We start from the raw sequence: 16,421 nt of genomic DNA, 5'->3' as shown, positions 1-16,421 counted from the left end.
TCTCTCCTTATCCGTCTTGCTGGCTGAGCCTGGATTGCAGGATAGCCAGCAGGGCGGCGTCGTCGAGTCCGGCTTCGCGGCCTGCCCCGATGTAGCGGTCGACGGCGGCGATCACCTCGGCGCTCACAGCGGGCGGCATCCTGACGGGGGCCGTTGGGGCAGACATCCCGGCGACCACCGTGCCGTTGCGGCGCCGGGTTTCAATCTGCCCTGACTGTTCGAGTTCCTTGTAGGCCCGGGCGACCGTTCCGGCCGCGATGCCGAGATCCGCCGCGAGGCTGCGGACCGTCGGCAGGCGGGTACCCGGTGCCAGGGCCCCGACGGCGATCAGCGACGTGATCTGCGCCCGGATCTGCTCGTACGGTGGTGTCGCGGAGTGCAGGTTTACGGAGATTCCGGCTGTCATGCGGAATGCTCCCTGTCCGGATGCGGAGCCGGCGCGGCCGGCGTCCGCGCCGTCATCCGCACCGGTATCACCGCGATGACTGTTGCCGCGGCGCCCAGCACTGCGCCGGCCAGGGACACCTGCCACCAGGGCCCGCCGGCGGGGTCGGTTCCCGCGAAGGCCGCCGGCCCGAGCACGGCCGCCCAGGCCTGCGTGTGCGTCAGCAACAGGATCGCGGCCTGGGCGGTCAGCGCGGCGGCGAGGGTCCGGACCGTCCGGTGGATGGTGATGGCGCGCAGGGCGGCGTCCATGCCGGCGGGAAGCCCGGGCACGGACTGACGGAGCCGGGCGGCCAGGAATGCCGGCAGCGAGGTGACGCCAATGCCGGCAGTGAGCAGCGCCGCGGGAATCCAGTCCGGTTCCCCGCCGAGCAGGGCCTGCCCTCGCGCGGTGAAGACGAGGACCACCACGAACACGAGCAGCGCCAGGACCGCCGTGGTCAGCAGGGCAGGGCTCACCGGCTGCCGGGGCCAGCTGCGTGGCGACTCCGGTGTCCCGTAGTTTCGCTGCAGGAGCAGTTCGCCGGCGGCGATCACAAGCAACACGGCTCCGGCCATCAGTGCCACGACGCAGGCCAGTCCGGGGCCGGCCGCGGCTATCAGGACGGGGGACAGGAACACGGCCCCCACCAGGGGCACGGCGGCCGCAAGGCCCAGGAGTGCGCCGAGCGAGGAGACCAGCCGTGCCGCTGGGTGCTGCCTGCCCACGGCGAGCCCGGACTCCGGCCGGTTCCGGGCGCCCAGCCCGGCGGCCGCAAGCCGCGGCGGACGCCAACACCACATGGCGAGCAGCACTACGGTAGCGGCCAGACCCGCCAGGTTCATCCACGACGTCGACAGCGGCAGAGCGGGATCCGGCTTGGTGGCGTAATTCCCCGCGATGGCGGCCAGCCCGGCGGCCACTGTGGCGACTGTCCGCAGGAGCCGGTTCATGGCAATTGTGCGGAGCAGCGCATTGTCGGCGGCATCGAGGGACTCCAGCTGCCGGCGCCGCGCGATCAGCCGCAGCACCAGCCAGGTTCCGCCTGCGAGCAGCAGCAGGGCACCGCCAAGCCAGCCGGCCACGTCGGGGCCGGGGAGACGGCCGTCGCCGCCTGCGCTCTGGTAGGTGTAGGGCTCCTCCCCGACGGAAACCGGGGGCGCCGCGGCAAAGCCCGGCAGGGTGGCGGTCCAGGCGACACAGACCGCAGCCCCAAGAAAGATCACCGCTGTGGCCCAGGCCAGCCGCCGCGGCACGAAGTCCCGGATCCTCCGGACCGCCAGGATGGCCTGCCGCCGGGCCCGCCGTGGGCCCGGGTAACTGATCTGGCCCAGGGCATGGACCGCCAGACAGCCCAGAACCGGCCAGCCCAGGGCCGGGACAATGGCCTCCGGCGTCAGCAGGGGTGCGCTTGGAACGGGAGTGGCCGGGATGATGCCCAGGTTCATGGCGCCCTGGAGTGAACTCGCCAGCCAGCCGATCACCCCAACCCACAGCCCGTGTTCGGACACACTCTGCGGCGAGGTCCCGGTCCCGGGAGCCCAAATCACCCAGCGCAGCAGCGCATACACGACGACGGCGGCCAGCAGCGGGCCGAGCAGCAGCAGCGGCGGCAGGGTGAACTGCACCGGCATGGATCCCCCAAAGATTTCCGGCAATGTATCAACTAGTTGATACAAAGTACGGCCTCGGACTCGGCGAATCAAGGGCTCTGGAACCTGTGGTGCGGGGACCTCAGTCGTCGAAGGGCCTGAACCGCTCCACGGCTACCACCTTGTTCTTGCTGCCGTGCGCCACATGGCACACGATGATCTCGCCCGGGGCCAGGAAGGGGTCCGCGGATGGCAGCTTGGCCTTCAGGCGCGAGCTCATGTGCTTCTCGAGCTGCTTGAAGACCGTCGGCAGCGCCGGGCGGTGCGTGCACAGGGCCACTGCGCGCTTCTTGTCGAAAAGGGCGGCGACGACGGCGGCTGTTTTCTGCGGGCTGCGGCCATGCCGGTGCTCGGTGAGGGCCTCGTTGAGCTTGACCTTGGCGTCCGAGGCCTTGGCATACGGTGCGATCGTGGCCACGCAGCGAAGCCAGGGGCTCGATACGATCCGTGCCGGTTTCCACGCCTGCAGGAGCCGGCCCACCGCCTGGGCCTGCCGCATGCCCGTAGCAGCCAGCGGGCGCTCGCCCTCGGCCTTGGTCCACGAGGACCGCGGCTTGGCCTTCGCGTGGCGAACGATCAGCAATGGCCAGGTGTCCAGCTCGCCGTGCCCGTGGGCCGTCACCAGATGCTCGAGGGGACCGACGTCGCTGGGATTGCTCAGCAGGCGGGCTGCCTTCTCCGGCGAACACCACATCACGCTGTCCACTTCCTTGCCGTCGGGCACAAGCTTGGCGCCGTCGACGTCGACGGCCCAGTAATGGACCACCTTCAAACCGGCAGGCACGTGGTAGTGGATGGGAGGAAGCGGGATGCCCAGCGGGGCGCTGAGCCCGATCTCTTCCTCCACCTCGCGGGCGGCACATTCCGGCACCGTCTCACCGGGATCGATCTTGCCCTTGGGCCAGGACCAGTCGTCATACCGCGGGCGGTGGATCAGCAGGACCTCCAGTTCGTCCTTGTTCGCCGAATTGAGCCGCCAGGGGATGGCGCCGGCCGCGGTGACCGCAATCGCTTCGCCCGGGTGGTCCGTCTGGTCTGCAACCAGTGCATCGCTACTCAACGTCAAGGCCCCTACCTAAGGCCCGCCGAGCGCTGCCGGGACCGGGACGCGAGCAGCCAGGACTGCACGTCCTCCAGGCTCTGCCCGTCCTCGGTGACATGGTGGCGGTTCCACTCGCCCGAGCTGTCCAGGTGCCAGCTGGCCGTCTCCGGATCCATGTAACGGCGAAGCATGTCCAGGACATAGGAGGTGTCGTCCCCGCTGGTGAGCTGGACGAGCGCCTCCACCCGGCGGTCCAGGTTGCGGTGCATCATATCGGCCGAGCCGATGTAGACCACGGGGTCGCCGGCGTTGGCGAAGGCGAAGACACGGGAGTGTTCCAGGAAGCGGCCCAGGATGGAGCGGACCGTGATGTTCTCGCTGAGGCCGGGGACCCCCGGGCGCAGCGAGCAGATGCCGCGGACAAGAACGTCCACCGGGACGCCCGCCTGGGAGGCCCGGTACAGGGAATCAATGATGGCCTCATCCACCATCGAGTTGACCTTGATCTGGACCCGCGCCGGGAGGCCTGCCCTGGCATTGCGGATTTCGGTTTCAATCCGGTCAATGAGCCCGGACCGCACCGAACGCGGCGCCACCAGGAGCCGCTTGAAGGTGGACTTCGGCGCGTAGCCGGAGAGCTGGTTGAAGAGCTTGGAGAGGTCTTCGCCTACCTGCTCGTTGGCCGTCAGCAGGCCCAGGTCCTCGTAGTAGCGGGCTGTACGCGGGTGGTAGTTGCCGGTGCCGATGTGGCAGTAGCGGCGGAGGCCGTCCACTTCCTGGCGCACCACCAGGGACAGCTTGCAGTGCGTCTTGAGGCCCACGATGCCGTAGACCACGTGGACGCCGGCCTGTTCCAGTTTCCTGGCCCAGGAGATGTTGGCCTGTTCATCGAACCGGGCCTTGATCTCCACGAGGGCAAGGACCTGCTTGCCGGCTTCGGCGGCGTCGATCAGCGCATCGACGATGGGGGAGTCGCCGGACGTGCGGTAGAGCGTCTGCTTGATTGCCTGGACCTTCGGGTCCGAGGCGGCCTGCTCCAGGAAGGCCTGGACCGACGTGGAGAAGGAATCGTAGGGGTGGTGCAGGAGGATGTCCCGCCGGCGCATGGCCGCGAAGACATTGGCTGCCTTGGAGGTTTCCGATTCGTTGAGGTACCGGGAGGTGTGCGGGACGTGCTTCGGGTAGTGCAGGTCCGCGCGGTCGATTCCGGCGATGACGGAGAGCCCGCGGAGGTCCAGCGGGGCCGGAACGGAGTACACCTCGGATTCCTCGACGCCGAGTTCGCGGATCAGCAGGGCCCGGATGTTCGGGTTGATGTCGTTGGTGACCTCAAGCCGGACGGGCGGACCGAAACGGCGCCGCAGGAGTTCCTTTTCCAGCGCCTGCAGGAGGTTCTCGGCGTCGTCCTCTTCCACTTCAACGTCCTCGTTGCGGGTGACGCGGAAGATGTGGTGCTCCAGCACCTCCATGCCGGCGAAGAGCTGGTCCAGGTGGACGGCGATGACTTCCTCGAGGGCGATGAAACGCGCCACCCGCCCGGGAACGGAGCCGGCGCGGGGGCCGTCGATCGAGATCAGCCGGGGTAGCTGGTCAGGAACCTTGACGCGGGCGAAGAGTTCCTTGTCGCTGACCGGGTTGCGGACCACCACGGCCAGGTTGAGCGACAGCCCGGAGATGTAGGGGAACGGGTGGGCCGGGTCCACGGCCAGCGGCGTCAGGATCGGGAAGACCTTTTCCGCAAACATGGCACTGAGCTGGTCCTGGGCCTGGGAGTCGAGTTCCTCCCAGTGCATGAGGTGGATGTGCTCGTACGCAAGGGCGGGACGGATCTGTTCGGCGTAGACCCGGGCGTGGCGCTGCTGAAGCCGGTGGGCCTCCTCGCCGATCTGCTCCAACACCTGCATGGGGCTCAGCCCGGCGGGGGAGGGGACGGCAAGGCCCGTGGCGATGCGTCGCTTCAGCCCGGCCACCCGGACCATGAAGAACTCGTCCAGGTTCGAAGCGAAGATGGACAGGAAGCTGACCCGCTCCAGCAGGTACAGGTTTGGGTCCTCCGCCAGCTCCAGGACGCGGGCGTTGAAGGCCAGCCAGCTGAGTTCGCGGTCCAGGAAGCGGTCAGGGCTGATGTCCCCTTCCGGCTCCAGGTTGGGAGCGAATTCGGGAATGTCGATCCGGTCCTGGGTGGCGCGCGACGCCGGCACTTCGGAGGAGCCGAAGCGGGCACGCAGGGGACGCACGATTTTTTCCGACTTACCGGTTTCAGACGTGGCGGTCCGGGCAGATTCCCGTGGCATGGTCTCTCCTATTGCTGGCGCGATTTAGCTTCAACCTTACAATCAATAGCATTCGGCCGAGCCTAGATTTCGGAGCCGGCCGGCCGCATGTCCGCCGATTTGATTAACGGCTGCGGCTCCGGCCCGGGCCGGACTATCCTTCGTCCACCGGCGCATACATGACGTCCACGTCCCAGCGTGTGAAGCCCAACCGCCGGTAGAGCGCGACGGCCGGAATGTTGTCAGCGTCGACGTAGAGCATGACGGCGTGCAGTCCCTGCCGCTGCAGGTGCTTGATGCCGGCGATCGTGAGTGCCTTGCCGAGCCCGGTGCCCTGCGCCTCGGGCGTGACGCCGACGACGTAGACCTCACCGATTGCGGGGTGCACGCCGTGCCGTGGATGCACCTTGGTCCAGTGGAAGCCGAGCAGCCTGCCTCCGGAGTCCACGGCAAGGAAGAAGCCTGCGGGGTCGAACCATGGCTCGGCCATCCGGGCGTCCAGGTCAGCGCGCGTCATGTTCCCCTGTTCCAGGTGGTGCGCGAACGCTGCCCCGTTCGCGGCCAGCCAGGCCTCTTCGTCCTGGCCCGGCACGAAGGCCCGGAGCGTGGCGCCGCCCGGCAGGTCGACGTCGGGCAGTGCGCCGTCGTCCGGCAGCTGCGCAGCCGATGTGGTGAGCCGCATCTTCCAGAGCTCCCGCACGGGACGGTAGCCGTAGCGGGCCGCCAGCTCCGCTGCCGCTTCGTGGTTACCGTGGGACCAGGCCTTGAGGCCGGCAAAGCCCCGGGTCGCCCGGAGCTCTCCCACGAGCCGGTCCGCCACGCCCTGGTTGCGGTAGCTCGGGTGCACGGCGACCTCCAGCACGCCCGTGCCATCCGGCTCCTCGACGACGACGGCGACCCCGGCCAGGTCCTGGCCGGTTGCCGGATCGGATTTTTCATCGGGGCTGTAGAGGGCGAGCGTCAGCACGGTGTTTGTACCTGAGGACGCGCGGGCGCCGGCCGCTCGGAGCGTCACCAGGGTCTGTTCGGACAGCGGCGGATTGCCGTCGGATTCTTCCGCGGCGGCCACGAGGGCTCGAACGTCCTTCAGGAGTTGCTCATCCGCAGCCCCCTTGGCGACGAGTACGGGCCAGTTTTCCGGATGCGCAGGACTCATGGTGCAAGGCTATACGCTGGCGCCCTCGAGGCGCCGATTTGGCGCTGCCGGAACCGTTACGTATAGTCGTTAACTCATCCGGTGGTTGGCTTTCCAATTGCGCCGGATGATGAGGGGGATCCACCACTGGGGTGGCCTCGATACGTTCGACCCGTATGTCCTCCACCAAAAAGATAAGCCCCGGACTCCTGAGTCCGGGGCTTATCTGTGTCTCATATCTGTGTCCGCCGCGGGGTAACTGCCGTGGGGTCCGGCCGGTGGCTAGGCCTCGGTCAGTTCCTCTTCGGGGTGGCGCACCAGGGTCAGGCGGTAGCCGACGTTGCGCACGGTGCTGATGAGGTTCTCGTGGTCGGCGCCGAGCTTGGCCCGCAAACGGCGGACGTGGACGTCCACCGTGCGGGTGCCGCCGTAGTAGTCGTATCCCCATACTTCTGTCAGCAGCTGCTGCCGCGTGAAGACGCGGCCGGGGTGCTGGGCGAGGTACTTGAGGAGCTCAAATTCCTTGAAGGTCAGGTTCAGTGCCGCGCCGTTAACGCGGGCGGTGTAGCTGGCCTCATCAATGACGACGCCGGCGGCCCGGATCTCGGTCGGGGCATCGTCCTGGTCCGGCACCGCGCGGGCGACGCCGAGCCGGATGCGGGCTTCCACCTCGGCGGGTCCGGCGGACTCGAGCAGGATGTCGTCCACCGCCCAGGCCGAGGACACGGCGGCCATTCCGCCCTCCGTCAGGATCAGCATCAGCGGCGCGCTCAGGCCGGTGGCCTTGAGTAGCTGGGTAAGGGAGCGGGCGCCGACCAGGTCCTTGCGGGCGTCCAGGAGGACGATGTCACAGGGATCGGTATCCAGCAGGGCGGTGGGTTCTGCGGGCAGAATGTGCACGCGGTGGTTCAGCAGTTCCAACGCAGGCAGGACGTCCACCGATGAGCCGGTGCTGTTCGTCAGGAGCAGGATGTGCGACATGATTCCTCCAAGGGGTGTCCGCGCATCATTGGGCGTCTGTAGCTGAGACTGAGTATACCCAAGCGACCCTTTCCAGACATGCTCCCGTTGCCCGGGGCGGGTCCTTTTGCGACATAAAACGTTCACATAAGGCAGGATTGAGCCGTCAGGGCCCGCAGTCCTGAAATAGGCGATCAGGTCCAAACGGGGTCCGCAGTGAACGAAGGTACGGGTTGATGGCGGGTATGCAGTGAAGGCGTGGAGCATAGGAATCGTCGGCCTGGCCGGTCTCGTCGCTGTCATCGCAGGCGCCTACTCGGCGCCCGAGGCCCTGCTTGCCGTCGCATGCCTCACTGCCCTCGGCATCGGGATCGGCTGGCCGCATTTTCTCGGGATCCCGGCCAAGAAGACCCTGGCAGCCCTGATCGGGCTGCCCGGTGTGGGGTCCGCCATTGCGGCCACCTACCTCCCCGCGCCGGGTTTCCTGGACTGGACTCCGTCCTTCATCGCCGCGGGCGTAATGGCCATCTTCGTCATGCAGCTGGTCCGGGGCACCGGCCAGGCCCAGCGACTGGAGTCGACGCTCGGCTCCTGTGCGGGTGTGATGCTGTCCTGCCTCGGAGCCGGGTGGATCGCCGGCTCCCGCTTCAACGGGGTCCGGGAGATGGTGCTGGTCGCGGGCGTCAGCGCAGCGATTGCCCTTCTGGCGGGCCTGATCCGCTGGCCGGACCGTGTGGTCGCCCCGTTGGGTATTATCGGTGCCGGACTGGCCGGCCCGCTAGCCGGGCTGGTTTTTTCCGACATCGCCGTATTGCCGGCGGCGCTTGTGGGCGTCGCCGTGGGGTCCGTGCTGGTGAGTTTCCGCAGGCTCGTGGTCCTCCGCGGCGAAGCTCTGAACTTTCCGGCGGCCCTGGGGATGGGCCTGGCCCCGGTCTCCGCCATCGGTTCTTTGGCTTACTTCATAGACAAACTACTCATCTACTAACGCGTTAGGATGGCATCATGTCCGTACTTGCATTTGAGATCTTCTTCCTTGTTCTGCTTGGCATCGCCAGTGTTTCCATGGCCTGGTTCGCCGGCTTTGTGGTCTACCGCCTCTTCAAAGGCCAGAAGTAACCAGCCCAAAGCAGACACCCGCCCAGAACCCGTAGTTTCCAGAGGTCGCAGCCGTGCCCATTGAAATTCCTACAGATCTGACACCGGAAATCGTTCCGCTGTCCTGGCTCATTGGTGAGTGGGAGGGCAGCGGCCGCCTCGGCGCAGGGGACGAGGATTCCGAGCACTTCCTGCAACACGTCTCCTTCACCCACAACGGCCTGCCTTACCTCCAGTACCGGGCTGAGAGCTGGCTGACCGATGACGAGGGCACCAAGCTGCGTCCGCTGACGGTCGAAACCGGTTTCTGGGCCCTTGAGCGCAAGCAGCGCGAAGAGGACAGCGGGCCGGGCCTGATACCGGGCGACATCGTCCCGGTCCTCAAGAGCGCCGACGAGGTCGAGGCGCTGCGCAACAGCGACGGCGGCTTCGACATCTCGGTCTCTGTTGCCCACCCCGGCGGGATCTCCGAGCTGTACTACGGCCAGATCAAGGGGCCACAGATCCAGCTGAGCACCGACATGGTGATGCGCGGAAGCCACTCCAAGGAATACACCGCCGCGACCCGGATCTTCGGACTCGTCGACGGCCAGCTGCTGTGGCGCTGGGACGTCGCAACCGGCAAGAACACCGCGCCCGGGAGCGGGCTGGAGGCCCACGCCTCGGCCATCCTCGCCAAAGTAAGCTGACCGGGCCTGGCCATGAGGGCTCACTGATTTTCCGTTGTCCACAGCGAACACAGGGAGCCGCACAGTGCCAGAAGCAGCAGCCACACCCGGGGAGAAGAAGAGCTACGCCGACCTCAAGGCCGTATTCTTCAACGGGACGCTCAAGAAGTCGCCCGAGACGTCCAACACCCAGGGACTGGTCGACGTCAGCCGCCGCATCATGGAGAAGCAGGGCGTCAGCACGCGGGTGATCCGCACGGTGGACCACGACATCGCCAGTGGCGTCTACCCGGACATGCGCGAACACGGCTGGGCCACCGATGAATGGCCGGAGCTGTACCCGGCCGTCCTGGCGGCGGACATCGTCGTCGTCGCCGGGCCCATCTGGCTGGGTGACAACTCCTCGCAGACCAAGAAGCTGATCGAGCGGCTCTACGCGCACTCCGGGCAGCTGAACGAGAAGGGTCAGTGGGCTTTCTACCCCAAAGTCGGTGGCTGCCTGATCACCGGCAATGAGGACGGCATCAAGCACTGCTCCATGAACGTCCTTTACAGCCTCCAGCACATCGGCTTCACGGTCCCGCCGCAGGCCGACGCCGGCTGGATCGGTCCGGTCGGGCCCGGCCCGAGCTACCTCGACGAAGGCTCGGGCGGCCCCGAGAGCGACTTCACCAACCGCAACACCACATTCATGACCTGGAACCTGCTGCACCTGGCCCGGACGCTCAAGGACGCCGGCGGCATTCCCGCCTACGGCAACCTGCCCGAAGCGTGGAACGCCGGCACCCGCTTCGACTTCGAAAATCCGGAATACCGCTAGGCCCTAAGGACTTCTACTAGATATGACTACCAAGAGCCCCCTGTTGTCGCGCCCGGGCGCGGTCGAGGCCGGCGGCGCTGACGCCGGCGTCGCGTCCCACTATGGCGAGCCGCTGCGGGAGCAGCGGGCGCTGGCCGCCGGCACCGCCGTCGTCGACCTGTCCCACCGCGGCGTCGTCACCGTCAGCGGGCCGGACCGGCTGAGCTGGCTCAACACGCTTTCCTCTCAACAGCTCACGAACCTTGCGCCCGGCCAGTCAACCGAACTGCTCCTGCTCAGCGTGCAGGGCAGGATCGAATTCGACGCCCGGGTAGAGGACGACGGCGCCACCACCTGGCTGATGGTCGAAGCCGCCGAGGCCGGACCGCTCGCGGAATGGCTCAACCGGATGAAGTTCATGCTGCGCGTCGAGATCACCGATGTGTCGGCCGAGTGGGCCGTGCTGGGCTCCACCCGCCGGGTCCCGGAGTGGTCCGCGCTGCAGGCCTGGGAGGACCCCTGGCCGCATGTCGGTGCCGGCGGCTACTCCTACGCCGTCGTGGGCGAGGAATCCCACCCCGGCCTGGAGCGGCCGTGGTTCGAATACCTGGTCCCCGCCGCCGAACTCGAAACCACGGTGGCCGGGCGTCCGCTGGCCGGCGTCTGGGCCGCCGAGGCGCTGCGGATCGCGGCGTGGCGGCCCCGCTGGGGCGCCGAGACCGACGACAAGACCATTCCGCACGAGCTTGACCTGCTGCGTACCGCCGTCCACCTAAACAAGGGCTGCTACAAGGGCCAGGAAACGGTGGCCCGCGTCCATAACCTGGGCCATCCGCCGCGCCGGCTCGTGTTCCTGCAGCTCGACGGCTCGCAACACACCATGCCCGCCGTCGGCAGCGAGGTCCGCGCCGGTGACCGCAAAGTCGGCACCGTGACGTCCGTGGCCCAGCACTATGAGATGGGCCCGGTGGCCCTGGCCGTCATCAAACGGTCCGTCGCCCCGGACGCGGCACTGACCGTCATCGACGGGGATGAGCCTTACACCGCGGCGCAGGAAGTTATTGTGGCTCCCGACGCCGGCCAGGTCGTGGGACGTCAGACCGGATTCCTGAGGGGGACACGATGACCAGCGGAAGCGCCGCACCGGACGACGAGACGCTCGCCCTGGCCCATGCGCTGTTCGATGCGGCCCGGGAAGGAAACGCGGCCCTGCTTGGCAGCTACCTGGCCGCCGGAGCGCCGGCCGGCCTGACCAACGCCGCGGGGGATTCGCTGCTGATGCTCGCGGCCTACCACGGCCACGCCGACGCCGTCCGGTTGATCCTGCAGCACGGCGCCGACGCCAATGCCGCCAATGACCGCGGCCAGACGCCCCTCGCGGGGGCAGTCTTCAAGGGCTACGCCGACGTGGTGCAGGCGCTCGTGGCGGCCGGTGCAGACCCCGACGCCGGCACGCCCTCCGCCCGGGCCGCGGCCCAGATGTTCGCCCGCGCGGACCTCCTCGCCCTGCTGGGCTGACTCTGGGCGGTGGAGGTTCCGCGGCGCCTTGCGCCCCACTATTCCATGTGGAATAGTTCTTGTGGAGTAATCGCCTGGGTTGCGGTCAACCCGCGGCGGCGGGGCTCCGCGTTCCCGGATACCGCGGGGAAAGGAGGACGGCACCATGGCTCGAGCCGCGCCCCTGACCCCCCTCGGCGTCGCCGCACTCTCCCTGCTGGTGGAACAGCCGATGCATCCCTACGAGATGTACCAGCTCCTGATGGCCCGGCATGAAGACCGGCTGGTGAAGGTCCGCCCCGGAACGCTGTACCACGCCGTCGGCCGGCTGGAGGAGCAGGGGCTGGTCGCGGCCACCGGGACGGATCGGGAGGGCAACCGTCCCGAACGCACCACCTATGAGATCTCCGCGGCAGGACGGCAAGCCCTGACCGAGCGGATCCGGGATATGCTCGCCGCGCCCGTCAACGAATACCCCGCCTTTCCGCTGGCCGTCTCCGAGGCATACAACCTGCCGGCCGGCGTCGTCGTCGCACTGCTCGACCAGCGCCTTAACGAACTGGAGGGGCAGCTGAAGTTCCTCTTCGACGCGGAGGAGCGGGTGCGGGCCAAAGGAGTCGACCGCAAATACTGGATTGACATGCAGTACCAACAAACCATGCTTGGCGCCGAGATCGGCTGGATCCGGAGCCTCCAGGAGCAGCTCGGCACCGGCCAGTTGCCCTGGTAGCCGCCTTCCGGAACCGGGTCGCCCCGCTTCTCCAGCCTTACCGACCAACCCTCTCAGCACCCTAAGGAACCCCATGGAAAACGTAGCCAGGCCGTGGCCGGCACTCTGGTCCCTGGTGATCGGCTTCTTTATGATCCTGATCGACACCACCATCGTCTCGGTGGCCAACCCCCGGATCATGGAAGGGCTCAACACCGACATCAATTCGGTGATTTGGGTGACCAGCGCCTATCTGTTGGCGTACGCCGTCCCGCTGCTGATCACCGGCCGGCTGGGCGACCGCTTCGGCCCGAAGAAGCTCTACCTCAGCGGGCTCGTGGTATTCACGGTTGCCTCGCTCTGGTGCGGGCTCTCGGGCGACGTCCAGACCCTGATCCTGGCCCGGGTGCTCCAGGGCTTCGGCGCGGCGATGATGACGCCGCAGACCATGGCCGTCATCACGCGGATTTTCCCGCCGGACCGGCGCGGCGCCGCGATGGGCATCTGGGGCGCCACGGCCGGCGTCGCCACCCTCGTGGGCCCGATCCTCGGCGGCGTCCTGGTGGACGGGCTCGGCTGGGAATGGATCTTCTTCATCAACGTTCCGGTAGGCATCGCCGGCTTCATCCTCGCCTGGCGCTTCGTGCCGGCCCTGAGCACGCACCCGCACAAGTTCGACATCCCCGGCGTGCTGCTGAGCGCCGTCGGGCTCTTCCTGCTGGTCTTCGGCATCCAGGAGGGTGAGACCTACAACTGGGGGACCATAAGCGGACCGCTCACCGTCTGGAGCCTCATTATTGCCGGCCTCGTGGTTCTGGCCGGGTTCGTGGTGTGGCAGCGGTACAACAAGGGCGAGCCGCTGCTTCCGCTGTCCCTCTTCCGGGACCGCAACTTCTCGCTCGCGAACATCGGGATCACCACGGTCGGGTTCACGGTGACCGCCTTCAGCCTGCCGCTGATTTTCTACTACCAGATCGTCCGCGGCCTGACCCCGACCCAGTCCGCGCTGATGATGGTGCCGATGGCCGTCATCTCCGGCGGCCTCGCCCCCGTCGTCGGCAGGATCATCGACCGCGTCAACCCGAAGTACATCACGGCGTCCGGCCTGGTCCTGATGTCGGTGGCGCTGTTCTGGAACGGCGCCCTGATGCACCCGGACACGCCCATCTGGCTGTTCCTGCTGCCCAGCGCCGTGCTCGGCTTCGCCAACGCCGGCATCTGGGCGCCGCTGAGTACCACCGCCACCCGCAACCTCCCGCCCCGGCAGGCGGGGGCGGGAGCGGGCGTCTACAACACCACCCGCCAGATCGGCGCCGTGCTGGGCAGTGCAGCCATCGCAGTACTGATCCAGGCCCGGCTCGCGGCGGAGCTCCCGGCAGCCCCGGGCGGCTCCGGGGAGGCCAGCACCATGTCGTTCGGCGGCGCCCTGCCTGAGAGTCTGCACGCAGGATTCTCGACGGCGATGAGCCAGTCCATCCTGCTCCCGGCGGCGGTCATCCTGCTCGGCGCCGCGGTGGCCCTGTTCTTCGCCAAGCCGCAGCCGGCACAGAACTGGGGGGCCGTCCCGGCGGCGCCGGCACAGGCGGCCTCAACGGGTGAACAGGCCGCGGCCAAGCCGCGTTAATGACCGGGCATCCGGATCAGCCCAGCAGCACGCTGGTCTGGATGCCGCCGGCGGCAAAGCCGAGGCTCCGGGCGATGGCGAGGGACCCCTTGTTACTGACGTCGGAGCGCCACTGGAGCGTCAGGCCGGAGGTGAGCGCCTCGTGCGCGGCGATCGAGGCCACCAGCGAACCCAGGCCCCGGCGGCGCCACTCCGGAGCGACCAGCACCCCCATGTGCGCCAGGATGCCCTCCCACTCGGTGTACGCGCCACACGCCACGGGGGTCCGCCGGCCGTCCTCCAGATGCAAAATGGTGAACCGGTGCTCCAGGTCCGAGAGGCCCACCTCGTTGACGTCATCCGGCGGACACGCCGCTTCCAGCTCGATCGCTTCCGGGTTGCCGTGCGAGACGGTCAGCTCCTCGGACGGCTGCTGCAGGGGCAGGTCGTCCGCGAAGAAGAGTGCCGCCGCGCCGAGTCCGTGGCCGCCGTGGCTCCGGGTGATGGTCAGGAGAGTGATGTGCTGGGCGAGCTCCTCGTCGGGTAGCCCCGCGGCGGCGTCCAGCGCCCATTGCGGCCCCACCAGGGCGGAGCTGCCGAACAGGCGGACGAAATCCACCGTGCGGCGGGACTCATCCGCCCGGGTGAGGCGTTCGCCGGCGGACGCGGCGAAGTCGGCGTCGTTGAATCCCAGGTGGCGGGCCCACGCGAGCTGGATGATGTCAGCGGAACCGGGCTCAAGACTCATGACTCAACCCTACCCACCGCGGTGCCGCCCGCGACTCAGCCGAAGAGGACCGCGGCCTCGTCGTAGCGGTGCTGCGGGACGGCCTTCAGGTTGCCCAGGGCAGCGTCGAAACCCACGTGGACGATGTCGGTGCCGTTGAGCGAAACCATGGTGCCCCAGCGACGCTCCACGACCGAGTCGATGGCTGCCATGCCCAGGCGGGTGGCGAGGACGCGGTCGAACGCCGTCGGGACGCCGCCGCGCTGGATGTGGCCAAGGACCGTGGCGCGGGTTTCAATGCCCGTCATGGCCTCAAGTTCAGGGGCGAGCCGTTCGGCGATGCCGCCCAGGCGGGGCCGGCCGAAGGTGTCGAGGCCGCGTTCGGAGTGCGGCGTCTCCTGGCCGTCCGGGACGAAGCCTTCCGCCACGACCACAAGGGGTGCGCGGCCGCGTTCGTGGGCCGAGCGGACCCAGTCCGCGATCTGTTCCATCGAGGCTTTCTGCTCCGGGATCAGGATGGCATGCGCGCCGGAGGCCATGCCGGCATGCAGCGCGATCCAGCCGACGTGGCGGCCCATGACCTCGGCGATCATGCAGCGGTGGTGGGATTCCCCGGTGGTGCGCAGGCGGTCGATCGCCTCGGTGGCGATTTCCACGGCGGTGTCGAAACCGAAGGTGTAGTCGGTGGCGTCGAGGTCGTTGTCGACCGTCTTCGGGACCCCCACGATCTTCAGTCCGGCATCGGTGAGCCGCTTGGCCGCGGCCAGGGTGCCCTCGCCGCCGATGGCGATGATGGCGTCGATGCCGAGGCGTTCCATGTTGGCCTTGATGACCTCGGGCCCGCCGCCGTTCTCGAAGGGGTTGGTCCGGGAGGTGCCAAGGATGGTCCCGCCCTGCTTCGCGATGCCCCGGACCATGGTCCGGGGGATGTCGATGACGTCGGCTTCTACGACGCCGCGCCAGCCGTCCAGGAACCCCACGAATTCGTGGCCGTGGACGGCGATGCCCTTGAGGACGGCGCCACGGATGACGGCGTTCAATCCGGGGCAGTCTCCGCCGCTGGTGAGGATTCCAATTTTCATTTCTCGGCTCAAATCCTGGTTCGAAGGTGTACAGGCAGAGCGCCACGCTGAGCTCACCATAGAGTCTAATGGCGGATGTGGGGCAGGACACAAACGGTTACCGCAGCGGAGTGCCCCCACCGATTTGGTGGGGGCACTCTCCGGGGCCCCGCGGGTCCGGGCCGGCGTCCGGGGGCGTAGGCGGGCGTCTTAGCGGCGCTTCAGAGGCGGCGCGACCGGTTCTCGAGGAAGGACTGCAGGACGATGGCGTTGCGCTGGTCCGGCACGATCAGCCACGCCGCGAGGTAGAAGACGAAGGCCGGCCCCGGGAGCAGGGCCAGGAGCAGGAACGCGATCCGCACGAATGCGACATCGACGTTCAGCTTGGCGGCGATTCCGCCACACACCCCGCCCAGCCAGCGCTGCGGACCACGTTTCAGGCCGAGGCCCCGGACGGTACTGAAGAACTTATCCATGGTTCAAGACTTCCCTGTTGATGAATCTTTGTCACGTCCGCGGGCTGAGAGCAGCCCGCCGATCACCAATGCTGCGCCGGCGCCGAGCATTAGCCCGATCAGGACATAGGTTCCGTCCAGGGCCACCAGGCCCAGCCGGGCGACGATGATGAGCGCGGCGAGGGCCAGCACGATCAGGCCCCAGACGATCGTCCCCACGCGTGCGGGGGAACTCTCTGGCTGTTCGGCGTTGCCGGGGTTGAGGGGAGTGGTCGGCCCGTCGCCCGCGGAGCCGTCCGTCGGTGCGTTGTAGCTGCTCAT

17 protein-coding genes are annotated in these 16,421 nt (G+C 68.0%); 7 read left to right on the top strand and 10 right to left on the bottom strand.

The features are described 5' to 3' along the window. Positions 1–7 precede the first annotated feature (7 nt). From OM977_RS15240 to OM977_RS15215, 6 genes are all read right to left on the bottom strand, one after another. Positions 8–406 (bottom strand): GntR family transcriptional regulator, encoded by a 399-nt coding sequence (locus OM977_RS15240; RefSeq protein ID WP_264354742.1) that lies wholly within the window; start codon positions 404–406, stop codon positions 8–10. Beyond that, positions 403–2,058, bottom strand: coding sequence for a hypothetical protein (locus OM977_RS15235; protein WP_264354741.1), 1,656 nt, complete (start codon positions 2,056–2,058; stop codon positions 403–405). Before OM977_RS15235 ends, OM977_RS15240 begins: the two co-directional genes overlap by 4 nt. A 100-nt stretch (positions 2,059–2,158) precedes the next feature. Next, positions 2,159–3,136: an NUDIX hydrolase gene (locus OM977_RS15230; RefSeq protein ID WP_264354740.1), complete on the bottom strand. Its 978-nt coding sequence runs from the start codon at positions 3,134–3,136 to the stop codon at positions 2,159–2,161. Between the two features lie 11 nt (positions 3,137–3,147). Continuing rightward, the gene (locus OM977_RS15225; RefSeq protein ID WP_264354739.1) at positions 3,148–5,412 is read right to left on the bottom strand and encodes an RNA degradosome polyphosphate kinase; all 2,265 of its coding nucleotides are present in this window, start codon (positions 5,410–5,412) and stop codon (positions 3,148–3,150) included. A 133-nt stretch (positions 5,413–5,545) separates the two neighbouring features. After that, positions 5,546–6,547 carry a mycothiol synthase gene (gene mshD / locus OM977_RS15220; protein ID WP_264354738.1) on the bottom strand — a complete coding sequence of 334 codons (1,002 nt, stop codon included), beginning with the start codon at positions 6,545–6,547 and terminating at the stop codon, positions 5,546–5,548. Positions 6,548–6,808: 261 nt separating this feature from the next. Next, positions 6,809–7,507 carry a winged helix-turn-helix transcriptional regulator gene (locus OM977_RS15215; protein WP_264354737.1) on the bottom strand — a complete coding sequence of 233 codons (699 nt, stop codon included), beginning with the start codon at positions 7,505–7,507 and terminating at the stop codon, positions 6,809–6,811. Between the two features lie 229 nt (positions 7,508–7,736). Between OM977_RS15215 and OM977_RS15210 the strand changes: the two genes are divergently transcribed. The 7 genes from OM977_RS15210 (at position 7,737) to OM977_RS15180 (ending at position 13,878) form a co-directional block, all read left to right on the top strand. After that, positions 7,737–8,471 (top strand): permease, encoded by a 735-nt coding sequence (locus OM977_RS15210; protein WP_264354736.1) that lies wholly within the window; start codon positions 7,737–7,739, stop codon positions 8,469–8,471. A 184-nt stretch (positions 8,472–8,655) separates the two neighbouring features. Further along, positions 8,656–9,270 carry an FABP family protein gene (locus OM977_RS15205; protein ID WP_264354735.1) on the top strand — a complete coding sequence of 205 codons (615 nt, stop codon included), beginning with the start codon at positions 8,656–8,658 and terminating at the stop codon, positions 9,268–9,270. A 64-nt stretch (positions 9,271–9,334) separates the two neighbouring features. Then, positions 9,335–10,069: a flavodoxin family protein gene (locus tag OM977_RS15200; protein WP_264354734.1), complete on the top strand. Its 735-nt coding sequence runs from the start codon at positions 9,335–9,337 to the stop codon at positions 10,067–10,069. Positions 10,070–10,091: 22 nt separating this feature from the next. After that, positions 10,092–11,174, top strand: a complete 1,083-nt coding sequence (gene ygfZ, locus OM977_RS15195) for a CAF17-like 4Fe-4S cluster assembly/insertion protein YgfZ (protein WP_264354733.1) — start codon at positions 10,092–10,094, stop codon at positions 11,172–11,174. Further along, on the top strand, positions 11,171–11,566 hold the full coding sequence (locus OM977_RS15190; protein ID WP_264354732.1) for an ankyrin repeat domain-containing protein: 396 nt from the start codon (positions 11,171–11,173) through the stop codon (positions 11,564–11,566). The genes ygfZ and OM977_RS15190 overlap by 4 nt, the downstream gene beginning before the upstream one ends. Positions 11,567–11,711: 145 nt before the next feature. Continuing rightward, positions 11,712–12,275 carry a PadR family transcriptional regulator gene (locus tag OM977_RS15185; RefSeq protein ID WP_264354731.1) on the top strand — a complete coding sequence of 188 codons (564 nt, stop codon included), beginning with the start codon at positions 11,712–11,714 and terminating at the stop codon, positions 12,273–12,275. 73 nt (positions 12,276–12,348) lie between these two features. Continuing rightward, a complete protein-coding gene (locus tag OM977_RS15180) occupies positions 12,349–13,878 on the top strand; it encodes a DHA2 family efflux MFS transporter permease subunit (protein WP_264354730.1) in 1,530 nt (509 codons plus the stop codon). A 16-nt stretch (positions 13,879–13,894) separates the two neighbouring features. Here the strand turns inward: OM977_RS15180 and OM977_RS15175 are convergent, their stop codons facing one another. From OM977_RS15175 to OM977_RS15160, 4 genes are all read right to left on the bottom strand, one after another. Further along, positions 13,895–14,605 (bottom strand): GNAT family N-acetyltransferase, encoded by a 711-nt coding sequence (locus OM977_RS15175; RefSeq protein ID WP_264354729.1) that lies wholly within the window; start codon positions 14,603–14,605, stop codon positions 13,895–13,897. Positions 14,606–14,640: 35 nt separating this feature from the next. Continuing rightward, a complete protein-coding gene (locus OM977_RS15170; protein WP_264354728.1) occupies positions 14,641–15,666 on the bottom strand; it encodes a 6-phosphofructokinase in 1,026 nt (341 codons plus the stop codon). A 200-nt stretch (positions 15,667–15,866) separates the two neighbouring features. After that, on the bottom strand, positions 15,867–16,121 hold the full coding sequence (locus tag OM977_RS15165) for a PspC domain-containing protein (protein WP_264354727.1): 255 nt from the start codon (positions 16,119–16,121) through the stop codon (positions 15,867–15,869). 3 nt (positions 16,122–16,124) lie between these two features. Then, positions 16,125–16,421: a hypothetical protein gene (locus OM977_RS15160; protein WP_264354726.1), complete on the bottom strand. Its 297-nt coding sequence runs from the start codon at positions 16,419–16,421 to the stop codon at positions 16,125–16,127.

The organism is Pseudarthrobacter sp. MM222 (genome assembly GCF_947090775.1).
Classification (GTDB): Bacteria; Actinomycetota; Actinomycetes; order Actinomycetales; family Micrococcaceae; genus Arthrobacter.
Note: the sequence above shows the minus strand (reverse complement) of the source record. Positions and strands in the feature narration are given on the sequence as shown.

Bases quoted from the DNA above. Each gene is read 5' to 3' on its own strand.
- OM977_RS15175 (WP_264354729.1), bottom strand. From the start codon at position 14,605: ATGAGTCTTGAGCCCGGTTCCGCTGACATCATCCAGCTCGCGTGGGCC.
- OM977_RS15225 (WP_264354739.1), bottom strand. From the start codon at position 5,412: ATGCCACGGGAATCTGCCCGGACCGCCACGTCTGAAACCGGTAAGTCG.
- OM977_RS15170 (WP_264354728.1), bottom strand. From the start codon at position 15,666: ATGAAAATTGGAATCCTCACCAGCGGCGGAGACTGCCCCGGATTGAAC.
- mshD (WP_264354738.1), bottom strand. From the start codon at position 6,547: ATGAGTCCTGCGCATCCGGAAAACTGGCCCGTACTCGTCGCCAAGGGG.
- OM977_RS15235 (WP_264354741.1), bottom strand. From the start codon at position 2,058: ATGCCGGTGCAGTTCACCCTGCCGCCGCTGCTGCTGCTCGGCCCGCTG.
- OM977_RS15240 (WP_264354742.1), bottom strand. From the start codon at position 406: ATGACAGCCGGAATCTCCGTAAACCTGCACTCCGCGACACCACCGTAC.
- OM977_RS15180 (WP_264354730.1), top strand. From the start codon at position 12,349: ATGGAAAACGTAGCCAGGCCGTGGCCGGCACTCTGGTCCCTGGTGATC.
- OM977_RS15160 (WP_264354726.1), bottom strand. From the start codon at position 16,421: ATGAGCAGCTACAACGCACCGACGGACGGCTCCGCGGGCGACGGGCCG.
- OM977_RS15215 (WP_264354737.1), bottom strand. From the start codon at position 7,507: ATGTCGCACATCCTGCTCCTGACGAACAGCACCGGCTCATCGGTGGAC.
- ygfZ (WP_264354733.1), top strand. From the start codon at position 10,092: ATGACTACCAAGAGCCCCCTGTTGTCGCGCCCGGGCGCGGTCGAGGCC.
- OM977_RS15190 (WP_264354732.1), top strand. From the start codon at position 11,171: ATGACCAGCGGAAGCGCCGCACCGGACGACGAGACGCTCGCCCTGGCC.
- OM977_RS15185 (WP_264354731.1), top strand. From the start codon at position 11,712: ATGGCTCGAGCCGCGCCCCTGACCCCCCTCGGCGTCGCCGCACTCTCC.
- OM977_RS15165 (WP_264354727.1), bottom strand. From the start codon at position 16,121: ATGGATAAGTTCTTCAGTACCGTCCGGGGCCTCGGCCTGAAACGTGGT.